This window comes from Streptomyces sp. NPDC001380, assembly GCF_042895785.1.
GTDB lineage: Bacteria > Actinomycetota > Actinomycetes > Streptomycetales > Streptomycetaceae > Peterkaempfera.
In genome coordinates, this window is record NZ_JBIAWP010000002.1 from 218,748 (window position 1) to 241,676 (window position 22,929).

A 22,929-nucleotide genomic window follows, 5' to 3' on the forward strand; every position below is an offset into this window, starting at 1 on the left:
TAATAGCGCCTGACCAGGGCGTGCGTCCACATCCTGGACGCGGTATTCCACTTCCCGGTACGCCCGGCATCATGTAACCTGCACGAAATCGCAGAGGGCCAACGTCGTCTCTCTGGCGCAAGCGAACAGCCAAAAGACGACGACGGGAGAGCCGATGCTGTCTGCGTCCATGCGCTCCGGGCCCTACGCGGCCGTGAAGGACGCGCGCCCCGCTGCCCAGGGCCTGTACGACCCGCGCAACGAGCACGACGCCTGCGGCGTGGGCTTCGTGGCGACGCTGACCGGCACCGCGGACCACCGCATCGTCGAGCAGGCGCTCACCGTGCTCCGCAACCTCGAGCACCGCGGCGCCACCGGATCCGAGCCCGACTCGGGCGACGGCGCCGGCATCCTCACCCAGGTGCCCGACGCGTTCCTCCGCGCCAACACCGCCTTCGCCCTGCCCCCCGCGGGCGCCTACGCCGTCGGCATCGCCTTCCTCCCCGACGAGGACGCCGCCGACGCCGCCGCCGTGGAGAGGATCGAGGCCATCGCCGCCGAGGAGGGCCTCACCGTCCTCGGCTGGCGCGATGTGCCCGTCACCCCCGACCTGCTCGGCGCCACCGCCCGCTCGGTCATGCCCCGCTTCCGGCAGCTCTTCCTCGCGGACGCGAGCAGCGGTACGAGCCTCGCGGACGCGAGCAGCGGTACGAGCCCCGCGGACGCGGGCGGCGCCACGAGCCCCGCCGACACCGGGGGCCGCCGCACCGGCATCGCCCTCGACCGGGTCGCCTTCGTCGTCCGCAAGCGCGCCGAGCGCGAGGCCGGCGTCTACTTCCCCTCGCTCTCCGCCCGCACCCTGGTCTACAAGGGCATGCTCACCACCGGGCAGCTGGAGCCGTTCTTCCCGGACCTCTCCGACCGCTCCTACGCCTCCGCCCTCGGCCTGGTCCACTCCCGGTTCTCCACCAACACCTTCCCGAGCTGGCCGCTCGCCCACCCGTACCGCTTCGTCGCCCACAACGGCGAGATCAACACGGTCAAGGGCAACCGCAACTGGATGCGCGCCCGCGAGTCCCAGCTCGCCACGGACCTCATCCCGGGGGACCTCGACCGGATCTTCCCGGTCTGCACCCCCGACCACTCCGACTCCGCCTCCTTCGACGAGGTCCTGGAGCTCCTCCACCTCGGCGGCCGCTCCCTGCCGCACGCGGTGCTGATGATGATCCCGGAGGCGTGGGAGAACCACGCCACGATGGACCCGGCCCGCCGGGCCTTCTACCAGTACCACTCCAACCTCATGGAGCCCTGGGACGGCCCGGCCTGCGTCACCTTCACCGACGGCACGCAGATCGGCGCCGTCCTCGACCGCAACGGCCTGCGCCCGGCCCGCTACTGGGTCACCGAGGACGGCCTCGTCGTCCTCTCCTCCGAGGTCGGCGTCCTGGACATCCCCCAGGAGAACGTCGTGCGCAAGGGCCGCCTCCAGCCCGGCCGGATGTTCCTGCTCGACACCGCCGAGCACCGCATCGTCGAGGACGACGAGATCAAGTCCGCCCTCGCCGCCGAGCACCCCTACGCCGAGTGGCTCGCCGCCGGGCAGATCCAGCTCGGCCGCCTCCCCGAGCGCGAGCACATCGTCCACACCCACGCCTCGGTCACCCGCCGCCAGCAGACCTTCGGCTACACCGAGGAGGAGCTGCGCGTCCTGCTGGCCCCCATGGCCCGCACCGGCGCCGAGCCCATCGGCTCCATGGGCACCGACACGCCCATCGCCGCCCTGTCCGAGAAGCCGCGGCTGCTCTTCGACTACTTCACCCAGCTCTTCGCGCAGGTCACCAACCCGCCGCTGGACGCCATCCGCGAGGAGCTCGTCACCTCCCTCGCCTCCAACCTCGGCCCCGAGGGGAACCTCCTCAAGGCCGAGCCGGCGTCCTGCCGCACCGTCGCCGTGCCCTTCCCGGTGATCGACAACGACGAGCTCGCCAAGCTCGTCCACATCAACGCCGACGGCGACCAGCCCGGCCTCAAGGCCGTCACCCTCTCCGGCCTCTACCGCGTCTCCGGCGGCGGGGCGGCCCTGGCCGACCGCCTGGAGCGGATCGCCGCCGAGGCCGACGCCGCCATCGCCGACGGCGCCCGCATCATCGTGCTCTCCGACCGGCACTCCGACGCCGAGCACGCCCCCATCCCCTCCCTGCTCCTCACCTCCGCCGTCCACCACCACCTCATCCGCACCAAGCAGCGCACCCAGGTGTCCCTGCTGGTCGAGGCCGGCGACGTCCGCGAGGTCCACCACGTCGCGCTCCTCATCGGCTACGGCGCGGCGGCGGTCAACCCCTACCTCGCCATGGAGTCCGTCGAGGACCAGGTCCGCTCCGGCGTCTTCATCGAGGGCGTCGAGCCCGAGCGCGCCATCGGCAACCTCATCAAGGCCCTCGGCAAGGGCGTCCTCAAGGTCATGTCCAAGATGGGCATCTCCACCGTCGCCTCCTACCGCGGCGCCCAGGTCTTCGAGGCCATCGGCCTCTCCCAGGAGCTGGTCGACGCCTACTTCGCCGGCACCACCACCAAGCTCGGCGGCATCGGCCTGGAGGAGGTCGCCCGCGAGGTCGCCGCCCGCCACGCCAAGGCCTACCCCGCCTCCGGCCTCTCCTCCGCGCACCGCGCCCTGGAGATCGGCGGCGAGTACCAGTGGCGCCGCGAGGGCGAGCCCCACCTCTTCGACCCCGAGACCGTCTTCCGGCTCCAGCACTCCACCCGCGCCCGCCGCTACGACATCTTCAAGCAGTACACCGGGCGCGTGAACGAGCAGTCCGAGCGGCTCATGACCCTGCGCGGCCTGTTCAGGCTCAAGGACGGCGAGCGCCCGCCGGTCCCGATCGACGAGGTCGAGCCCGTCTCCGAGATCGTCAAGCGGTTCTCCACCGGCGCCATGTCCTACGGCTCCATCTCCGCCGAGGCCCACGAGACCCTCGCGATCGCCATGAACCGCCTCGGCGGCAAGTCCAACACCGGCGAGGGCGGCGAGGACCCCGAGCGCCTCCACGACCCCGCGCGCCGCTCCGCGATCAAGCAGGTCGCCTCCGGCCGCTTCGGCGTCACCAGCGAGTACCTCGTCAACGCCGACGACATCCAGATCAAGATGGCCCAGGGCGCCAAGCCCGGCGAGGGCGGCCAGCTCCCCGGCCACAAGGTCTACCCCTGGGTCGCGAGGACCCGGCACTCCACCCCCGGCGTCGGCCTCATCTCCCCGCCGCCCCACCACGACATCTACTCCATCGAGGACCTCGCCCAGCTCATCCACGACCTCAAGAACGCCAACCCGGCCGCGCGCATCCACGTGAAGCTCGTCTCCGAGGTCGGCGTCGGCACGGTCGCGGCGGGCGTCTCCAAGGCCCACGCCGACGTCGTCCTCGTCTCCGGACACGACGGCGGCACCGGCGCCTCCCCCCTCACCAGCCTCAAGCACGCCGGCGGCCCCTGGGAGCTCGGCCTCGCCGAGACCCAGCAGACCCTGCTCCTCAACGGCCTGCGCGACCGCATCGTCGTCCAGACCGACGGCCAGCTCAAGACCGGCCGCGACGTCGTGATCGCCGCCCTCCTCGGCGCCGAGGAGTTCGGCTTCGCCACCGCGCCGCTCGTCGTCTCCGGCTGCATCATGATGCGCGTCTGCCACCTCGACACCTGCCCCGTCGGCGTCGCCACCCAGAACCCCGTCCTGCGCGAGCGCTTCACCGGCAGGCCCGAGTTCGTCGAGACCTTCTTCGAGTACATCGCCGAGGAGGTCCGCGAGCTCCTCGCCGAGCTCGGCTTCCGCACCGTCGAGGAGGCCGTCGGCCGCGCCGAGCTCATCGACGCCACCCGCGCCGTCGACCACTGGAAGGCCGCCGGACTCGACATCGCCCCCCTCCTCCACGTCCCCGCCCTCCCCGAGGGCGCAGCCCTGCACCGCACCACCGAGCAGGACCACGGACTCGACAAGGCCCTCGACAACCAGCTCATCACGCTGTGCGCCGAGGCGCTGGAGCACGGCGAGGCCGTCCGGGTCCAGCTCCCCATCCGCAACGTCAACCGCACGGTCGGCACCATGCTCGGCCACGAGGTGACCAAGCGGTACCGCGGCGAGGGCCTGCCCGAGGGCACCATCGACGTCACCTTCACCGGCTCCGCCGGCCAGTCCTTCGGCGCCTTCGTCCCCCGGGGCGTCACCCTGCGCCTGGAGGGCGACGCCAACGACTACGTCGGCAAGGGCCTCTCCGGCGGCGTCCTCGTCGTCCGCCCCTCCCGCGACGCCGCCGCCATCGGCGCCGACGCCCAGAACCACGTCATCGCCGGCAACACCATCGGCTACGGGGCCACCGCCGGCCGCATCCACCTGCGCGGCAAGGCCGGCGAGCGCTTCGCCGTCCGCAACTCCGGCGCCACCCTCGTCGTCGAGGGCGTCGGCGACCACGGCTGCGAGTACATGACCGGCGGACGCGTCGTCGTCCTCGGCGAGACCGGGCGCAACTTCGCGGCCGGCATGTCCGGCGGCGTCGCCTACGTCCTGGACCTGCGGCCCTCCCACGTCAACGGCGGCATGGTCGGCATCGAGGCCCCCGACGAGGCCGACCGCGCCTGGCTGCGCGAGACCGTCCAGCAGCACTACGAGGAGACCGGCTCCACCGTCGCCGCCGCCCTCCTCGCCGACTGGGGCTCCGGCGTCTCCCGGTTCTCCAAGATCATGCCCAGGGACTACAAGGCAGTGCTCGCCGCCAAGGAAGCCGCCGAGCGCGACGGACTCTCCGAGTCCGAGACCACTGCGAAGATGATGGAGGCGGCTCATGGCTGACCCGAAGGGATTCCTCACCACCCCGCAGCAGCACGCCGAGCGCAGGCCGGTCGACGTCCGCATCCGGGACTGGAACGAGGTCTACGTCGAGCGCAGCCTGCTCCCCATCATCACCAAGCAGGCCGGCCGCTGCATGGACTGCGGCATCCCGTTCTGCCACAACGGCTGCCCGCTGGGGAACCTCATCCCCGAGTGGAACGACCTCGCCTGGCGCGACGACTGGGCCGGCGCCATCGAGCGCCTCCACGCCACCAACAACTTCCCCGAGTTCACCGGCCGGCTCTGCCCCGCACCCTGCGAGTCCGCCTGCGTCCTCGGCATCAACCAGAACCCGGTGACCATCAAGAACGTCGAGGTCACCATCATCGACAAGGCCTGGGAGAACGGCGACGTCACGCCGCAGATCCCCGACCGCCTCTCCGGCAAGACCGTCGCCGTCGTCGGCTCCGGCCCGGCCGGCCTCGCCGCCGCCCAGCAGCTCACCCGCGCCGGCCACACCGTCGTCGTCTACGAGCGCGCCGACCGCGTCGGCGGCCTGCTGCGCTACGGCATCCCCGAGTTCAAGATGGAGAAGCGGCACGTCAACCGGCGCGTCGAGCAGATGCGCGCCGAGGGCACCCGCTTCCGCACCGGCGTCCACGTCGGCGAGGACATCACCGGCCAGCAGCTCCGCGAGCGCTTCGACGCCGTCGTCGTCGCCGCCGGCGCCACCACCGCCCGCGACCTGCCCGTCCCCGGCCGCGAGCTGAACGGCATCCACCAGGCCATGGAGTACCTGCCGCTCGCCAACAAGGTGCAGGAGGGCGACTTCGTCGAGCCCCCCATCACCGCCGCGGGCAAGCACGTCGTCGTCATCGGCGGCGGCGACACCGGCGCCGACTGCGTCGGCACCGCCCACCGCCAGGGCGCCGCCTCCGTCACCCAGCTGGAGATCATGCCCCGGCCCGCCGACCAGCGGCCCGAGCACCAGCCCTGGCCCACCATGCCCATGACCTACAAGGTCACCTCCGCCCACGAGGAGGGCGGCGAGCGCGTCTACGCCGTCAACACCACCCGCTTCACCGGGGACGAGCACGGGAACGTCCAGGAACTCCACCTCGTCGAGGTCGAGTTCAGGGACGGCCGCTTCCAGCCCGTCGAGGGCACCGAGCGCAGCATCCCCGCCCAGCTCGTCACCCTCGCCATGGGCTTCACCGGCACCGACCAGGCCAACGGCCTCGTCGAGCAGCTCGGCGTCGACCTCGACGCCCGCGGCAACATCGCCCGCGACCAGAGGTTCGCCACCAACCAGGACGGCGTCTTCGTCTGCGGCGACGCCGGCCGCGGCCAGTCCCTCATCGTCTGGGCCATCGCCGAAGGACGCTCCGCGGCAGCCGCCGTCGACGCCTACCTCGGCGGCACCGCCTCCCTGCCCGCCCCCATCCGGCCCACCGACCGGCCCCTCACCGTCTGACGGGCCCCGCACGGCCCCGGCCCGCCATGGGGGAGCGGGCCGGGGACACCGACGCCGCGGCGCCTGCCCCACCCCGACCGCACCGGAGCAGGCGCCGCGGCACCCCTGTGTCCGGTCCTCCACGACGGCCCCTCTGCCGGCGACCCCCTGCCAGGGCCCCCTGCTGGGGACCTCCTGCCAGGGACCTCCTGCCAGGGCTTTCTACCAGGGCCGCGCCTCCAGCGGTGCCGCCGTCACCGCGTCCAGCACCGTCCGCGAGCCCAGCGGCCGCGCCAGCGCCACCGTCACCGGATCCACCAGCAGTTCCGACGTGCACGGTCCCCCGGCGTCGCGACTCCATCCCCCGACCACCACCACCCGGTCGGTCTCGTACACCCGCACCCCCCAGCCCGTGGCGCACCCGCCGTGCCCGGTCCCCACCGTCAGCCGCCGGTCCCCGGGCGCCGCCGGGGCCACGTACTCCACCGCCTCCCTGCCCGGCCCGGAGTACTCCGCCTCCGGCAGCGCACCCAGGGCCGGGCCGTTCCCCGCCGTCGCCACCCGCACCACCGGCCGGTCGTACCCCCGCACCGTGAACAGCCACGCCGGGACGGTCGCCCGGCCCCTGCTGGTCGCCAGCCGGGCCGTCCCCGGCCGCACGGCCGTCACCACCAGGCGGTGTCCCGTGCAGCGCGCCGAGCAGGCCGGCCGCAACCGCGTCAGCCCCGCGTAGGCGTCCCGTGCCGACAGCACCCCCACCGACGCCCGGGAGCCGTCCGCCCACACCACCGCCCCCTCCGGGCCGCCCGACCGCGGCAGCGCCGCCCGCAGCTCGAACAGGCCCCCGTCGAACGCCCGGCGGTCCGCCACGTCGCGGAACCCGCCCTCCGGCGGCACCGACAGCGCCCCCAGCGGGTGGTACCCCGACCGCCACGCGCGCTCCGCCGCCGAACCCGGCCACGCACGTGCCACCGCCGCCGCCCGGTCCCGGAAGAGCTCCTGCTCCCGCCGGGCGGACCCCGCCTCCGACGGCCCCCGCGCCGCCACCCCCCACGCGATCCCCCCGCCCAGCACCAGAAGGGCCGCCACCGCCACCGCCACACGCCTCACCAACATGCCTGATCCCCCTGCACGGCATCCCTGCGGAACCCCGACGGCCCCGCGGACACCCCTGGGACGCGACCGCCCCCGGCCCGGTTCCGCGGAACCGGGCCGGGGGCGGCAGGGCACACCCGGGCGGGACGCACGCCCGCAGGACGCGTCCGGGGGGAGGGGCGTCAGAACACCGGCACGCCCTCGCGCACCAGGCGCCAGTCCACCGAGGCGAAGTCCGCCGGGTCGATGACGCCCTTCGCCTTCACCCACGAGATCATCGTGTTGCGGATCTCCTCCGAGTTCGTCCACAGCACCGGCGCCGTCGCCACGTGCGGGAAGTTGCCGCCGCCGTTCGCCCGGTAGTTGTTCACCGCCAGCACGAACTCCGCCGCGGGGTCGACCGGCTTCCCCTCGAAGGACAGGTTCACGATCCGCTGGCCCACCGGCTTCGAGATGTCCACGTCGTACGACACGCCGTACACCGAGTCGAAGTTGTAGTCCGGCGTGTTCCCCGCGTTCGTCAGCGTCGCCTTGTCCACCGGCGCGCCCACCGGCACCTGCGCGAAGTACCGCATCGAGAACTCGAGGTAGTCCTTGATCTGGGCACCCGTCAGCTTCCGGGCCTCCAGGGTGTTCTCGAAGACGTAGAGCCCCGCCGCGTCCCGCAGCTTCACCTCGCCCGCCGGGATCGCCGCCGTCCGGTTGAACGGCGCCGCCTGCGCCAGCACCGGCAGCGAGGCGTACGCCGTGCCCGCCAGGGCCGCCTTCACCGCGTCCGCCTGCACCCGCCCGATCAGGTCGATGATCGGCGTGTCCGTGAACGGCGCCTCCGCGATCGACAGCGTCTCCTTGCAGGTGCCGATGACCTGGTTGACGTACGCCACGACCTTCTTGTGCTCCGCCGCCAGCAGCGACACCACCGCCGGGTCCTCCGGCACCGTGTTCGAGTTGACGACCGTGGAGCGCACCCCGGTCACCTCCCACGACCCGTGCACGAACTCCGCGTCGAAGTCGAACCGCGTCAGCCGCTCGCCCCACTTCAGGGGCTCCGAGATGACGACGTTCCGGCCCGTCTCCTTGTTCGCCACGATCCGCTGCGGGATCTCCACGTGCGCGTGGCCGATCAGCATCGCGTCGATGCCCGGCACCTGCTCCGCGACCGCCACACCCGCGTTCTCCGGCCACGGCACCTGGTCGCCGTAGCTCGACGGCTGGTCCGCACCCGTGTGCGCCGACACGATCACCACGTCGGCACCCGCCGCCCGCAGCTTCGGCACCCACACCTTCGCCAGCTCCACGATGCCGCCGAACGTCATCCTCCCCCGGACGTTCGCCCTGTCCCACACCGCGATGCCCGGGTTCGTCAGGCCGAGGATGCCGACCTTGATGTTCGGGCCCCGGCGCGACGACACCGTCCGGATCACGTACGGCGGGAACGCCGGCTTCTCGGTCCTCGCGTCCAGCGCGTTCGCCCCCAGCAGCGGGAAGTCGCACTGCTTCTCGAACGCCCGCAGCACCGGGATGCCGTAGTTGAACTCGTGGTTGCCCAGCGCCGCCGCGTCGTAGCCGATGTGGTTCATCGCCAGCGCCATCGGGTGCACCGGCGCCAGCCGGCCGCCCTCCGTGATCGGCTCCACGCGCGCGTAGTAGTAGCTGAGCTGGGTGCCCTGGATCGTGTCGCCCGCGTCGATCAGCAGCGTCCGGTGGCGCCCCTTCTCCTCACGGATCCCGTTCACCAGCGTCGAGATCTTCGCCAGGCCGACGTCGTTGTGCGCCTTGTCGTCGTACTCCGCGTCCGTGAAGTAGTCCCAGTTCAACACGTTGCCGTGCAGGTCCGTCGTCCCCATCACGGTGAACGACTCGGTGATCCGGCTCCCCGGCTTCCTCGCCGGCTCGGCCGCACCGGCCGGCTGCGCCGCGGCCGCCGACACACCGCCGGCCAGCGCGGCACCGGCCGCGGCCGCAGTGGAACGGGCCACGAAATCACGACGGTTGAGGGGCATGCATACTCTCCAGAACAGGGCGGGATCGGCCGGAAAGGGTCAGGGAGGGCCGAAACGGGACAGGGGAGGGCCGCCGCCCGGCCGATACGCCCGGGCGACGCGCGTAGAAGTCTGCACCCCCATCAGCCCCCCGCGATAGACCCTTCAGGTTTCGATCGGATGAGCGCCCGGCAAAGACACCCCGCCGCCCCCGTATCCGCAGAGTTCAGCCACGCGTCCGCTGACCGACATGTGGCGGACCGCCGACGCTTCGGCCCTACGCGCCGGTAATCCCTAGGCTCGGACCATGCGCCGAGCAAAAATCGTCTGCACCCTCGGGCCCGCCGCCGACGGCTACGACCAGATCAAGGCCCTGGTCGACGCCGGCATGGACGTCGCCCGCCTCAACCTCAGCCACGGAACCCACGCCGAGCACGAAGAACGCTACCGCCGCGTCCGCAAGGCCTCCGACGAGACCGGCCGCAGCGTCGGCATCCTCGCCGACCTCCAGGGACCCAAGATCCGCCTCGGCACCTTCGCCGAGGGCCCCGTCCTCCTGGAACGCGGCGACGACTTCACCATCACCACCGAGGACGGCGTCGAGGGCGACCGCACCATGTGCGGCACCACCTACCGCGGCCTCGCCGCCGACGTCACCCGCGGCGAACGCATCCTCGTCGACGACGGCCGCGTCACCCTCGAGGTCACCGAGGTCGACGGACCCCGCGTCCACTGCATCGTCATCGAGGGCGGCATGGTCTCCGACCACAAGGGGCTCAACCTCCCCGGCGTCGCCGTCGGCGTCCCCGCGCTCTCCGACAAGGACGTCGCAGACCTGCGCTGGGCCCTCCGCACCGGCGCCGACATGGTCGCCCTCTCCTTCGTCCGCACCGGCCGCGACGCCGACGACGTCCGCCGCGTCATGGACGAGGAGGGCCGCCGCGTCCCCGTCATCGCCAAGATCGAGAAGCCCCAGGCCGTCGACAACCTCGACTCCGTCATCGAGGCCTTCGACGGCTTCATGGTCGCCCGCGGCGACCTCGGCGTCGAGATGCCCCTCGAACAGGTCCCCCTCGTCCAGAAGCGCGTCATCGCCCTCGCCCGCCGCAACGCCAAGCCGGTCATCGTCGCCACCCAGATGCTCGACTCGATGATCAACGCCTCCCGCCCCACCCGCGCCGAGGCCAGCGACGTCGCCAACGCCGTCCTCGACGGCACCGACGCCGTCATGCTCTCCGGCGAGACCAGCGTCGGGAAGTACCCCGTCGAGACCGTCAGGACCATGGCCCGCATCATCACCGCCGTCGAGGACGACGTCCTCGCCCAGGGCCTCCCCCCGCTCGCCGCCTCCGGCAAGCCCCGCACCCAGGGCGGCGCCGTCGCCCGCGCGGCCGCCGAGATCGGCGACTTCCTCGACGCCGAGTTCCTGGTCGCCTTCACCCAGAGCGGCGACACCGCCCGCCGCCTCGCCCGCTACCGCTCGCCCATCCCCGTCCTCGCCTTCACCTACGAACCCGCCGTCCGCAGCCGCCTCGCCCTCACCTGGGGCGTCGAGACCTTCCTCGGCCCCCTCGCCGCCAACACCGACGAGATGGTCGAGCAGGTCGACGCCCAGCTGCTGAAGATCGGCCGCTGCCAGAAGGGCGACACCGTCGTCATCACCGCCGGCTCCCCGCCCGGACTCGCCGGCCGCACCAACCTCGTCCGCGTCCACCACGTCGGCGAGGACGACGCCCCCCGGCAGCACTGACACCCCGCACCACCACGGGCACCGCCCGTGCCGCCTGAACCACCGCACCACCCGAACCACCGCACCACCCGAACCACCGCACCAGCCCCGGCACCGGCCCCACCGGCCCGTGCCCCTCCGCGGCGCACACCCCGACGCCGCAGCCCTGCAGGGCCCGGACGCCCCACCACCCCCGGCGGCGCCCGGGCCTCAGTACTTCGCCCCCACGAACCGGTCCATCAGCGCCACCGACCCCCGCCGCGCCACCGACACGTTCACCGCCGCGCCGGCCCGCCGCGCGACCCGCCACTCCACGCCCACGGCGTCCAGCGTGTCGGTGAAGAGCCGCACGATGTCGGCGGAGGTGTTGGTGAAGAAGTACCGCGGGTACTCGTACCGCTTCCTCTCGCCCGCCACCGTCCGCGTGGCCCAGTTGGTGATCCGGCACCCGTCGGAGTGGATCAGCCCCCGGATGAGGGGCCACGGGTGGCGCCGCACGATCTCCCGCTGCCAGGGCTCCAGGGTGATCTCGCGCTCGTGCTTCCTGCCGGGGCCGTGCTGGGGGAGCATGCACACCCAGTGCCGGGTGTGCGACTCGACGTCGGTGCATCCCCTCCGCCTGCGCCGACGGGTGGCGTACCGGGGGAGGACCGCTTTCACCGCTGCCTCCGCGGCCTCGATCAGCCCCGGCCAGGCGTCGCAGCAGGAGATCGCCAGGTGGTGCTGCCTCTTCCTGGACACGATGTGCCCGTCGCCCAGATACAGGCCGAGGACATAGGCGTAGGCGTCCTCCGGGAACGGTGCTCCGTCGCACCGGGGGCAGAAGCTCTCGCGAGGAGGGGCGGGGACGCCCCGCACCACCCTGTCCCGGTGCACCCAGTACCCCACCGTGCCGCGCGGAATTCCGTAGCGCGCGGAAACCTCCCGGTACGGTTCTCCCGCCCGGCAGTCCCGGAGGACCTGATTGCGGATTTCGATCGGCCATGTCATGGCGTCCACGATGCGAGATCCCCGCGAGGCGGCTCAGGACATTCGGGGAACGTCCATTCGATCGGGTGGAGTGCGTCAACGGTCCTGCGCGTGCATGACTCTCGAGAGTGATTGACGTGCTGCGCCCCGGCCACAGGGGTCGGGCCTCGAATCCGGAGGCGCTCCCGAAGCCGATCAGCCGCGGAGCGACCCGTCCTTGGACGGGCATTGCCGTGTGCCCAAGGGGGCCGGAGCGGGCCCACGCAGCCGCTGGAGAGGGAGTTCCGGAGAAGCGCGCCGATTCCCCGACCGGTTCACCGAACCTGGTGAAAAACGGGCCACCGACTTGCGCCCTTGGAAACGAAGGAAAAGTGCCCCGGGTGGGACTCGAACCCACACTGAATATCTTTTGAGGATATCGTCTCTGCCGATTGGACTACCGGAGCCTGCGGGAATCGAAGGTCGAGGGAGCCCCGCTGCCGACCAAACATACCGTGTCTGGGTACCCTCGTGCATGCAGCACCCGGCCTGAACGAGGAGCCCCGTGAGCACCGCCGACGAGCAGAACGAGCCCGTGTCGTCCCAGATCACCCGCATCGTCATCGCCGAGGACGAGGCGCTGATCCGCATGGACCTCAAGGAGATGCTGGAGGAGGAGGGCTACACCGTCGTCGGTGAGGCCGGGGACGGCGAGGAGGCGGTGAAGCTCGCCGAGGAGCTCCGCCCCGACCTGGTGATCCTCGACGTCAAGATGCCGGTCCTGGACGGCCTGTCCGCCGCCGAGCGGATCCACGAGGCCCACATCGCGCCGACGCTGATGCTGACGGCGTTCTCGCAGCGCGAGCTGGTGGACCGGGCGCGGGACGCGGGTGCGATGGCCTACATCGTGAAGCCGTTCAGCAAGAGCGACCTGGTGCCGGCGATCGAGATGGCCGTGTCGCGGTACACCGAGATCCGGGCGCTGGAGGACGAGATCGCGGACCTGAACCAGCGCCTGGAGACGCGGAAGCTGGTGGACCGGGCGAAGAGCGTGCTGCAGACGAAGTTCGGCCTGTCGGAGCCGGCGGCGTTCCGCTGGATCCAGAAGACGTCGATGGACCGCCGGATGACGATGCGGGCCGTGGCGGAGGCCGTGATCGAGGAGGGCGAGGCGCAGGACCGGAAGAAGTCCGAGAACGGGCAGTAGCCCCTCACGGCCCCTTCCGGCGTCCTCGCGGGGTCCGTGCACGGAGGGGCCCGGCCGCTGGTGCGGCCGGGCCCCTCCGTGGGTGCGGGGTGCGGGTCAGTCCTCGCCGAGGTAGGCCTTGCGGACGGACTCGTCGTGGAGGAGGTCGCGTCCGGTGCCGGAGAGGACGACGCGGCCGGTCTCCATGACGTGGCCCTGGTCGGCGAGGGAGAGCGCGGCCTGGGCGTTCTGCTCGACGAGCAGGATGGTGGTGCCGGTGGCGCGCAGCTCGGTGATGGTGGACATGATCTTCTGCATCATGATGGGGGAGAGGCCCATGGAGGGCTCGTCCAGCATGAGCAGTTTGGGCTGGGACATGAGGGCCCGGCCCATGGCGAGCATCTGCTGCTCGCCGCCGGAGAGGGTGCCTGCGGCCTGCCTGCGGCGTTCGCCGAGGATGGGGAAGAGGTCGTAGGCCTTCCGGACGTCCTTCTGGATGCCGGCGGCGTCGCGGCGGAGGAAGGCGCCGAGGAGGAGGTTCTCCTCGATGGTCATCCGGGGGAAGATGTGCCGGCCCTCGGGGGAGTGGGCGAGGCCGAGGGAGACGATCCGGTGGGCGGGGACGCCGTTGAGGGGCTTGCCCTCGAAGCGGATCTGCCCGCCGACGGGCTTGAGGAGTCCGGAGAGGGTGCGCAGGGTGGTGGTCTTGCCGGCGCCGTTGGTGCCGATGAGGGTGACGACCTCGCCGGCGTCGACCTTGAAGCTGATGCCCTTGACGGCTTCGATCTTGCCGTAGGCGACGCGGAGGTCCTCGACTTCGAGCAGGGCGGTCACTTGGGGTCCTCCTGGGAGGCGGGGGTGGAGCGGGGGGCGCTGTCCTCGGCGGTGCCGTCGCTCGCGGCCCCGGTCGCGGGCTCGGTCGCGGGCGCGGTTGCGGCCCCGGCGGCGTGCTCCTCGGCGGCGGCGACCTCGGCGGCCTCGTCGGCGCCGGGGGCGCCCTCGAAGGGCGTGCCGAGGTAGGCGGCGATGACGCGTTCGTCGCTCTGGACGGTGGCGGAGTCGCCCTCGACCAGCTTCTGGCCCTGGACGAGGACGGCGGTGCGGTCGCAGAGGTTGAAGATGAACCGCATGTCGTGCTCGATGACGAGGACGGCGACGCCCTGGTCGCGGATGGCGAAGATGAGCTCCTCGGTGACCCGCGTCTCCTGGGGGTTCATGCCGGCGGTGGGCTCGTCGAGCAGGAGGAGGCCGGGGTCGCTGGCGAGGGCGCGGGCGATCTCCAGCTTGCGCTGCTCGCCGTAGGGGAGGTTGCGGGCGAGGTGGTCGGCCTTGCCGTCGAGGCCGACGAAGGCGAGGAGCTCCATGGCCCTCTCGCGGGACTCGGCCTCGCTGCGGCGGAAGCCGGGGCCGCGCAGGAGGGCGGAGAGGAGGCCCTCCTTGGTGCGGGTGTGGCGTCCGACAAGGACGTTCTCCAGGACGGTCATGTTGGAGAACAGCCGGATGTTCTGGAAGGTGCGGGCCATGCCGGCCTTGGTCACCAGATGGGGCTTGGGCGGCAGGACCTCGCCCTTGTAGGTGACGGTGCCCTCGGTGGGGACGTAGAGGCCGGTGAGGCAGTTGAAGAAGGTGGTCTTGCCGGCGCCGTTGGGGCCGATGAGGCCGATGATCTCGCCGGTGTTGACGGTGAGGTCGACGTTGTTGACGGCGGTGAGGCCGCCGAACCGCATGGTGACGCCGCTGGCCTGCAGGAGCGGGGTGCCGGGTGCGGGGGCCGCCGGGGCGGCAGGGGCGGTGGTGGTGTCGGTGGTCATGGCGGTGTTCACGCCCCTGCCTTGGTGAGGCCGGCGGTGGGCCCGCCGGGGTTGGCCCCGGGGTCGGCGTCCAGGGCCCCGGAGCCGGTGGCCGGGTCCTCGTCGTGGAACTCGAGCTTCTGGCGGCGGCTGGCGATGAGGCCTTCGGGGCGGACGCGCATGAGGATGATGAGGGCGATTCCGAAGAGGAGGAGCTGGTAGTCCTGGAGGAACTCCAGCTTCTTGGGGATGAGGTAGAGCAGCGAGGCGCCGAGCAGGGGTCCGCTGATGGTCCCCATGCCGCCGAGGATGACGGCGGCGAGGAGGAAGGCGGAGTTGGGGGGCACGGAGCCGGCGAACTGGTACTGCTCGGGGGTCACGGTGTACGTGACGTGGGCCTGGACGGTGCCGGCGAGGCCGGCGAGGGAGGCGCCGAGGGCGAACGCGAGGAGCTTGAGGCGGAAGCCGTTGATGCCCATGGCGCCGGCGGCGGTCTCGTCCTCGCGGATGGCGACCCAGGCGCGCCCGATGCGGGAGTTGCCGCTGCGGGCGAAGACGGTGACGACGATGGCGGTGAAGAGCAGCATCAGCAGGTAGTAGTTGGAGAACCTGCCGAGGGTGACGAAGCCGAGGTCGTGGGTCCGGCCGAAGTCGAAGCCGAGGATGTCCAGGTCGGGGATGTTGGGGATGCCGTTGGAGCCGTTGGTGACGTCGGGTCCGTTGGTCCCGTCGAGGTTGTTCATGGCGATGCGGAAGATCTCGCCGAAGCCGAGGGTGACGATGGCGAGGTAGTCGCCGCGCAGCCGCAGGGTGGGGGCGCCGATGAGGACGCCGAAGACCATGGAGGCGGCGGCGCCGGCGAGGGCGGCGGCCCAGAAGGGGAAGTGGACGTGCAGGGGGGAGGCGGTGGAGCCGGAGACGAGGGCGGCGGTGTAGGCGCCGACGCCGAGGAAGGCGACGTAGCCGAGGTCGAGGAGTCCGGCGAGGCCGACGACGACGTTCAGGCCGAGGGCGACGGTGGCGAAGATCAGGATGTTGGCGGCGACCGAGGTGTACTCGTCGCTGGTCTGCGTGAAGGGGAAGCCGGCCGCGGCGGCGAAGGCGGCGGCGGTGGCGACGGGCCGGTGCTTGGCGGTGAGGCCGGAGAGGCGTCCGACGAGCCCGGACCTGAAGAGCGCGGTGGCGGCGAAGCAGACGGTGATGAGGAAGCCGACGAAGAGCTCGCCGTAGGCGGTGTCGATGCCGTAGCTGAAGACGAGCAGTCCGGCCGCGAACCCGGCGACGATGAGCAGGATCTCGGCCCAGGAGGGGAGGGCCCTGGGGGGCGCCGCGGGGCGGGCGTCGTCGGGGAGGGCCAGGGCGCCGATGACGGGGAGGAGGGAGGCGACGCCGGCCGCCCAGCCGCCGGGTTCGAGGTTGGCGAGGCCGCCGAGCTCCCAGGAGATGGCGACGAGGGTGTACCAGGTGGTGGCCGCGCCGCCGACGGCCAGGAGCCGCAGGGCGCTGGTGGTGCCGGTCGGGGCGAGCCAGCGCAGGCCCCGGACGCCGTAGGAGGCGACGGCGTGCAGGAGGGTGAGGATGCCGGCGGCCAGGGTGAGGATCTGGAGGCCGCCGGGGTCCATGGCGTAGGTGAGGTCGCCGGGGAAGTCCGCGGTCCAGGTCCAGGCGAGGAGGGTGGAGCCGATGGTGGCGGCCGCGCCCGCGGTGGTGAGGGCACGGGCGGCGGCGGGGGGGAGCGCGCCGCCCAGGGGGGCGGTGCGGGGGGCGGCCTCCGGCGCTCCGGCGGCGGTACCGGTGGTGGTCTCGTTGGTCATCGGTCTCACGCCCTGTCCGCGACGCGCTCGCCGAGGAGGCCCTGTGGCCTGACGAGGAGCACGACGATGAGGAGTACGAATGCCCAGACGTCCTTCCAGGCGCCGCTGCCGAGCTGGTGCAGCCCGGGGATGTCCTGGACGTAGGCGGTGGCCAGTGCCTCGGCGAGGCCGAGGACGATGCCGCCGAGCATGGCTCCGTAGATGTTGCCGATGCCGCCGAGCACGGCTGCGGTGAAGGCCTTGAGGCCGGCGATGAAGCCCATGCGGAAGTCGACCTGGCCGGTGCGCAGCCCGTAGGCGACGGCGGCGATGGCGGCGAAGGCGGCGCCGATGGCGAAGGCGAGGACGATGATGCGGTCGGTGTTGACGCCCATGAGCTTGGCGGTGTCGGGGTCCTGGGCGGTGGCCTGCATGCCGCGGCCGCTGCGGGTCTTCCCGACGAAGAAGCCGAGGGCGAGCATGCACAGCGGGGCGGCGACGAAGAGGAAGACGTCGGCGCGCTGGATGGTCACGGAGCCGAGGTGGAAGGCGTCACCGGGGAACTGGGGGAAGTTCTTCGCCTTCTTGGCGTCGGGGTAGAAGGCCCAGACGAGCTGCTGGAGGGCGATGGAGAGGCCGATGGCGGTGATGAGGGGGGCCAGGCGGGGGGCGGTGCGCAGGGGCCGGTAGGCGAAGCGCTCGGCCGCGGTGGCGACGAGGACGGAGACGAGTATGCCGCCGAGGATCATGAGGGGGACGGCGAGCCAGAGGGTGGTGCCGTCGGGGAGGGCGGTGGAGACGGTGAGCGCGCCGAAGCCGCCGACCATGAAGATCTCGCCGTGGGCGAAGTTGATGAGCTGGACGATGCCGTAGACCATCGTGTAGCCGACGGCGATCAGGCCGTACATGGCGCCGAGAGCCAGGCCGTTGGCCAGCTGTTGCGGCAGTTCGTGCACCGCAGGGCCTCCGTTGAAGGGTGTCGGATGTGACGCCGCGCGGGGGCGCTGTGGCGCCCCCGCGCGGTGGTGGATCGTTCGGGGTGGGGTCGGGTCAGCCGGTGAAGGTGCCGCTCTTGACGGGGGCCCAGGCCGCGCCCTTCACCTGGTACACGGTCAGCTGCTTGTTGGTGGTGTCGCCGTACTCGTCGAAGGAGACCTTGCCGGTGACGCCGTCGAAGGAGACCTTGCCCATGGCGTCGAGGATCTTGGCGCGGGCGTCGTCGGGGAGCTTGCCGTTGTTGGCGGCGACGACGGACTTGACGGCCTCGATGATGGCCCAGGCGGAGTCGTAGGAGTAGCCGCCGTAGGCCTCGAAGGCGTCCTTGTAGCCGGCCTTCTGGTAGTTGGCGACGAACTCCTTGGCGGAGGGGAGCTGCTCGACCGGGTAGCCGACGGAGGTGGCGAGGTCGCCGGCGGCGCTCTTGTTGAGCTTGATGAACTCGCCGCTGTAGACGCCGTCGCCGCCCATCAGGGGGATGTTGGCGCCGGCCTTCTTGAGCTGCTGGGACAGCGGGGCGGCGGCGGGGTACTCGCCGCCGTAGTAGACGGCCTGCGCGCCCGAGTTCTTGATCTTGGTGACGATGGCGGAGAAGTCGCGGTCGTCGGGGTTGACGTGGTCCTCGCCGACGACGGTGCCCTTGAGCTTGGTGAACTCGCCCTTGAAGGTGCCGGCCAGGCCCGCGCCGTAGGTCTTCTTGTCGTCGACGACGAAGACCTTGGTCTTCTTGGCCTCGTTGTAGAGGTACTGGGCGGCGAAGGGGCCCTGGATCGCGTCGGTGGTCGCGGTCCGGAAGTAGGACTTGAAGGGGCGCGCCTTGGTGCCGCTGGCCCAGCTGTCGCCCTGGGTGAGGGCGGGGTTGGTGTTGGCCGGCGAGACCTCGACGAGCTTGGCCTCGTCGAAGACCTTCTGCATGGACTGGGCCACGCTGGAGTTCAGCGGGCCGACGACGCCGAGGACGCTCTTGTCGGCGACGAGGGCGGTGGCGTTCTGCTGGCCGGAGGAGGCCTGCGCCTGGTCGTCCAGGGCCTTGATGTCGAACTTGACGCCGGGGACGTAGTTCTTGGCGTTGGCCTGCTTGACGGCCAGGTCGACGGAGTTCTTGATGCCGAGCCCGAGGGCGGACAGGTCGCCGGAGAGCGGGGCGTCGACGCCGATGACGACGGTGGTGCCGCCCGAAGCGCTGTTGTCGCCGGACTTGTTCTCCCCGCGGGAGCCGCAGGCGCTGAGCGACAGGGCGCCGGCGGTGACGGCGGCGCTCAGCACGAGCAGGGAACGATGACGCACGATCAGTCCTTTCCTCTTCAGGAGGCTCCTCGTGGCGAGGCGCCGAGTCGCGCGCCGGTCCGAGTGTGTACGGCCGGTCCGTCGGCGCGGTGACTGGCCGTGACTCTAGATGGCCCCGGAACATCCGGGCAGGGGGCAGGGCAGGCTGTGATTGTCTTGTTATGACGGGTCGGCATGCCCGTGTGCGCTGGTGGTGCCGCGTGGACGGCCGGGACGGCCTGTCCGACCACTGAAATCGCCTTGCGGGGATATCCGCAGGTCGGAGTAGTACTGTCCGAATACCGGACAGTAGCCTTCCGTTCGCTCACGGAACCCCGCGGCTCCGGTGGGCGGACGGGGTGCAGAGCAGTCGCAGGGCCTCGGAAAGGTCGTGCGCGTACCGTGCGCCCAGTATTTCGCTCTCGGTCTGTATGGCGTGCGTGTTACGCAGCGTTACATTGATGAAAGGCAGGGCCAGGTCCCGCGGCGCCGCACCGCAGTCGGTCACCCGGGTGCGCAGCTCCACCGCGCGCGGCCGGCCGGGCCGCACCTCGAAGGGGGGAGCGGGGGAGGCGCTGAGCGCCAGTCCGGCGTACTCCTGCGTGACCGCGGTCACCGTGACCGGGGCGCCGCCGCTGACGGAGACCTCGACGCGGGACGAGAAGGCCCGGGCGGCCGGGTCGGGTGCCGCGCCGGGCCCCCGGTAGACCACGAGGGACACCTGGGCCGGCCACGGCGGGGGTGCGGGCGGGGTGTGCTCCCGGTGCCGCGCCAGCGCCGCCGGGACCAGGGCGGCGGCGAGGACGGCCGGCAGGGCGGCCAGCAGGAGCCGGGTGCGGCGCGGGGCGCGCGACCAGTACCGCCCGAGGGCCGGGAGCAGCCGCTCCGGGGGCCTTTCGGGCGCGGCGACGGTGTCCGGGGTGTCCCCCGCCTCGACGGGGCCGACCGCTCCGGTGCGCCCGCCCGCCTGCCGCCTGCTCGACATGCGCTCCCCCTCCGCGGCTGGGGCATGCCCCGCCGTGCCCGGGGGCAAACGGGCGGTCCGCACCGGCTCCGCTCCCGCGTGGCCCGCGGCCCGCGGCGGCCCGCCGCGGGGTGCGGCGCGGACGGGGCTGTACCGGCGTCGGCCGGGGCTGTACCGGCGTCGGCCGGGTGCCGTACGCTCCGCTCCACCTGGTCCGGGGCGGTGCCGCCGCCGGGCGGGGCCGCGCCGGTCGAGGCGCGGTGTCCGGGCACGTCGTCGTGCCCGCGCGGTGGTGGGAGGTGCGTGCGCCGTGGCGCGGACGGTGATCTCGGTGCGCGAGGCCCGCCCGGCGGACCTGCCGGAGCTGGCCGAGGTCTGGGCACTGGTGCACGGGCTGCTGGGCCGCTGGTCACGCGGCCTGCCCGGCCCGTCGGCGGAGGACCTGGCCGAGGTGCTGGAGCGGGCGGCGGGTTCGCCCGACGCCCGGTTCCTGGTGGCGTCGGTGGACGGCGCCGCCGCGGGGATGGCCTATCTGACGCTCCGTCCGCTGTCGCCGCTGCACGGGGTGCGGGCGGCGCACGTCGACTACCTGCACGTGCGCGACGGCTTCCGGCGCGGCGGGGTGGGGCGGGCGCTGCTGGCCGCCGCGGCCTCGTACGCGGAGGAGGCGGGGGTCCCCCAGGTGGCGGTGAACGTGCACCCGGGCCTGCGGGACGCCAACCGGTTCTTCGCCCGCTGGGGCTTCGCCCCGGTCGTGGTGCGCCGCGCCGTGCCGGTGGCGGCGCTGCGGCGCAGGCTGCTGGGGGACGCCGCCGGGGCGCGGACGCCGGCGCGCGGCCGGGAGGCGGCGCGCCGGGTGCTGCAGCTGAGGCGCCCGGCGCCGCTGACGGAGGGTGCGGAGCGGGCGCTGTCCTGAGCGGGCGGGCCCGCGGCGTCCCGTGACCCCCGGACCCCCTGACCCCCGGACCCCCGGACCCCCTGACCCCCGGACCCCCGGACCCCCGGACCCCCTGACCCCCGGACCCCGGGAGGGCAGCCCTGCGGCGCGTCCTGCGCAGCGGTCCCGGAGGGACGCCCCGGAGGAGCGCCCCGCAGAAACGTCCTGGAGAACCTCCCGAAAAAACCTCGCGCCTCCGGTGCATCCGGATGCGGGCCGTGGCGGAAGCACTGGTCACGGACTCCCGCCCGGGAGCACGAGCGAAGGGACGTCAGGACGATGAACCAGCGACTCATTGCGGCCGGCATCACCGCTGCGACCGCCGCGGGCCTCGGAATCGCCGTGGCCGCCCCGGCGGGCGCCGCCCCGGCCGCGGACTCCTCCGGCACGGCCATGGTCTCCGTCTTCCACGGGGTGCCCGGCCTCACCGTCGACGTGTACGCCAACGGCAAGGAGCTGATCCCGGACTTCAAGCCGGGCACGCTGACCAGCCCGATGCCGCTGCCCGCCGGCAGCTACGACATCACGATCTTCAAGGCCGGGTCGTCGCCCAAGGGCACCCCGGCGATCGAGAAGAAGGTCGACGTGCCCGCCGGGGCGAACGCCACCCTCGCCGCCCACCTGACGGCCGACGGCAAGCCGGCCCTGGACGCGTTCGTCAACGACGTCTCGAAGGTGCCGGCGGGCAAGGCGCGGCTGACCGTGCGCCACGTCGCGGCGGCGCCCGCCGTCGACGTCCGGGCCGGCGGCACGCCCGTCTTCAAGGACCTGGAGAACCCCAAGCAGGCCTCGGCCGTCGTCGACGCCGGCACGGTGAACGCGGACGTCGTCCTCGCCGGCACGGACAAGGTCGCGATCGGCCCGGCCTCGCTGAAGCTGGCCGAGGGCAGCAACACGGTCGTCTACGCCTGGGGCAGCGCCGCGGACAAGAACCTGGCGCTGAAGGTCCAGACGCTCACCGGCATGGACTCCGCGCCCGGCGGTGTCAACGCGGGCCTGGCGGACCGCGGCGGGCAGCCGGTGTGGCTGTACGCGGTGGGCGGCGTGGCGGCGGCGGGTGCGCTGCTGGCCGGGCGCCGGCTGGCCGCCGGCCGCCGGTGACGGTGGCGGTGGCGGTGCGGCCGGTGGCGGCCGGGCCCGTCGGGGTGACGCCCCGGCGGGCCCGGCGGCCGGACGCCGCCGGGCGCCGGGGGCGGTCCGCCCCGGTGCGCCCGGCGGGACCGCTCCGCCCGGGAGGTCCGAGGTGCACGGCAACGGGAGGAGGGTGCGGTGCGTGACCGGCGCAGACGGCTCCACCTGGCCGTCCTGGCGGTGTGCCTGGCCGTGGTCGCGGCGGTCGCCGCGGTGATCGCGCTGGACCGGCCCGGCGCCCCGGCGGACTTCGGCCCCGCCCCCGCCGCGGCCGGGCGCTCCGCCCTGCCGCAGCGCACGGCGCCTCCGTCGCCGGCCGCGCCCGCGGCGCCGGCCGGGCGGTTCCCGGTGCGGGTCTCCGAGGCCCCGCCGCCCGCCGCCGACCCGCCGCGCCCGCTGGTGCTGGCCATCCCGCGGCTGGGCGTGCGCGCCCCGGTGGAGGCGGTCGGCGTCGGCCGGGACGGGCAGGTCGCCGTACCCGGGAACGCCGAGCACGTCGGCTGGTACCGGTTCGGTGCTGCGCCCGGTTCGGCGGCCGGTTCGGCGGTGGTCGTCGGGCACGTCGACTCCCGTACCCAGGGCCTCGGCGTCCTCGCGGCGCTCGGGTCGGTGCGGGCGGGCGACCGCGTCACGGTGGCGCTCGCCGACCGCCGGACCCTGGCCTACCGGGTGGTGTCCCGCCGCAGCTACGACAAGGCCGCGGTGCCGCTGGCACGGCTGTTCCGCCGGGACGGCCCCCCGGTGCTGACCCTGATCACCTGCACGGCACCCTTCGACCCGGCGCGCGGCGGCTACCTGCGCAACCTGGTCGTCACCGCGGTCCGCACGGGAGTCTGAGATGACCTGGGGCGCAACAGGCGTACTGAG

The 22,929-nt window shown here is 72.9% G+C and carries 16 protein-coding genes and 1 tRNA gene; 7 read left to right on the plus strand and 10 right to left on the minus strand.

Annotated features, from left to right (window positions below):
• The first annotated feature begins 154 nt into the window (after positions 1–154).
• Together gltB and ACFY07_RS03770 are read left to right on the plus strand one after the other, a co-directional pair.
• Positions 155–4,813, plus strand: a complete 4,659-nt coding sequence (gene gltB, locus ACFY07_RS03765; RefSeq protein ID WP_390867209.1) for a glutamate synthase large subunit — start codon at positions 155–157, stop codon at positions 4,811–4,813.
• Positions 4,806–6,266 carry a glutamate synthase subunit beta gene (locus ACFY07_RS03770; protein ID WP_230648157.1) on the plus strand — a complete coding sequence of 487 codons (1,461 nt, stop codon included), beginning with the start codon at positions 4,806–4,808 and terminating at the stop codon, positions 6,264–6,266. The genes gltB and ACFY07_RS03770 overlap by 8 nt, the downstream gene beginning before the upstream one ends.
• Positions 6,267–6,467: 201 nt before the next feature.
• Here ACFY07_RS03770 and ACFY07_RS03775 read toward each other — a convergent pair whose 3' ends face one another.
• Together ACFY07_RS03775 and ACFY07_RS03780 are read right to left on the minus strand one after the other, a co-directional pair.
• Entirely contained in the window at positions 6,468–7,361 is an 894-nt protein-coding gene (locus ACFY07_RS03775) for a hypothetical protein (RefSeq protein WP_390867210.1), read from the minus strand.
• 161 nt (positions 7,362–7,522) lie between these two features.
• The gene (locus tag ACFY07_RS03780) at positions 7,523–9,343 is read right to left on the minus strand and encodes a bifunctional metallophosphatase/5'-nucleotidase (RefSeq protein ID WP_390867211.1); all 1,821 of its coding nucleotides are present in this window, start codon (positions 9,341–9,343) and stop codon (positions 7,523–7,525) included.
• A 286-nt stretch (positions 9,344–9,629) separates the two neighbouring features.
• Between ACFY07_RS03780 and pyk the strand changes: the two genes are divergently transcribed.
• A complete protein-coding gene (gene pyk, locus ACFY07_RS03785; protein ID WP_390867212.1) occupies positions 9,630–11,072 on the plus strand; it encodes a pyruvate kinase in 1,443 nt (480 codons plus the stop codon).
• Between the two features lie 189 nt (positions 11,073–11,261).
• On the opposite strand, the gene ACFY07_RS03790 is transcribed toward pyk, so the two are convergent.
• Entirely contained in the window at positions 11,262–11,792 is a 531-nt protein-coding gene (locus ACFY07_RS03790) for a helix-turn-helix domain-containing protein (protein ID WP_390867213.1), read from the minus strand.
• Positions 11,793–12,392: 600 nt separating this feature from the next.
• Positions 12,393–12,466: transfer RNA gene (locus tag ACFY07_RS03795), tRNA-Leu, on the minus strand.
• Positions 12,467–12,564: 98 nt separating this feature from the next.
• On the opposite strand from ACFY07_RS03795, the gene ACFY07_RS03800 reads away from it, so the two are divergent.
• The gene (locus ACFY07_RS03800) at positions 12,565–13,206 is read left to right on the plus strand and encodes an ANTAR domain-containing response regulator (protein ID WP_390867214.1); all 642 of its coding nucleotides are present in this window, start codon (positions 12,565–12,567) and stop codon (positions 13,204–13,206) included.
• A gap of 96 nt (positions 13,207–13,302) precedes the next feature.
• Here the strand turns inward: ACFY07_RS03800 and ACFY07_RS03805 are convergent, their stop codons facing one another.
• The 6 genes from ACFY07_RS03805 to ACFY07_RS03830 all read right to left on the minus strand — a co-directional run bounded on the left by ACFY07_RS03805 (position 13,303) and on the right by ACFY07_RS03830 (position 20,015).
• Positions 13,303–14,019 carry an ABC transporter ATP-binding protein gene (locus ACFY07_RS03805; RefSeq protein WP_230648151.1) on the minus strand — a complete coding sequence of 239 codons (717 nt, stop codon included), beginning with the start codon at positions 14,017–14,019 and terminating at the stop codon, positions 13,303–13,305.
• A complete protein-coding gene (locus tag ACFY07_RS03810) occupies positions 14,016–14,996 on the minus strand; it encodes an ABC transporter ATP-binding protein (RefSeq protein ID WP_390867412.1) in 981 nt (326 codons plus the stop codon). Before ACFY07_RS03810 ends, ACFY07_RS03805 begins: the two co-directional genes overlap by 4 nt.
• 8 nt (positions 14,997–15,004) lie before the next feature.
• Positions 15,005–16,789 carry a branched-chain amino acid ABC transporter permease gene (locus tag ACFY07_RS03815; protein WP_390867215.1) on the minus strand — a complete coding sequence of 595 codons (1,785 nt, stop codon included), beginning with the start codon at positions 16,787–16,789 and terminating at the stop codon, positions 15,005–15,007.
• A 5-nt stretch (positions 16,790–16,794) separates the two neighbouring features.
• Positions 16,795–17,724, minus strand: coding sequence for a branched-chain amino acid ABC transporter permease (locus ACFY07_RS03820; protein ID WP_390867216.1), 930 nt, complete (start codon positions 17,722–17,724; stop codon positions 16,795–16,797).
• Positions 17,725–17,818: 94 nt separating this feature from the next.
• Positions 17,819–19,051, minus strand: coding sequence for a branched-chain amino acid ABC transporter substrate-binding protein (locus ACFY07_RS03825; RefSeq protein ID WP_390867217.1), 1,233 nt, complete (start codon positions 19,049–19,051; stop codon positions 17,819–17,821).
• A 304-nt stretch (positions 19,052–19,355) separates the two neighbouring features.
• Positions 19,356–20,015, minus strand: coding sequence for a Tat pathway signal sequence domain protein (locus ACFY07_RS03830; protein ID WP_390867218.1), 660 nt, complete (start codon positions 20,013–20,015; stop codon positions 19,356–19,358).
• A 289-nt stretch (positions 20,016–20,304) separates the two neighbouring features.
• Between ACFY07_RS03830 and ACFY07_RS03835 the strand changes: the two genes are divergently transcribed.
• From ACFY07_RS03835 to ACFY07_RS03845, 3 genes are all read left to right on the plus strand, one after another.
• Positions 20,305–20,910: a GNAT family N-acetyltransferase gene (locus tag ACFY07_RS03835; RefSeq protein WP_390867219.1), complete on the plus strand. Its 606-nt coding sequence runs from the start codon at positions 20,305–20,307 to the stop codon at positions 20,908–20,910.
• 300 nt (positions 20,911–21,210) lie between these two features.
• Complete coding sequence (locus tag ACFY07_RS03840) at positions 21,211–22,032, plus strand: DUF4397 domain-containing protein (protein WP_390867220.1); 822 nt, start codon at positions 21,211–21,213, stop codon at positions 22,030–22,032.
• Positions 22,033–22,200: 168 nt separating this feature from the next.
• Positions 22,201–22,899: a class F sortase gene (locus ACFY07_RS03845; protein WP_390867221.1), complete on the plus strand. Its 699-nt coding sequence runs from the start codon at positions 22,201–22,203 to the stop codon at positions 22,897–22,899.
• The last annotated feature ends 30 nt before the right edge of the window (positions 22,900–22,929 follow it).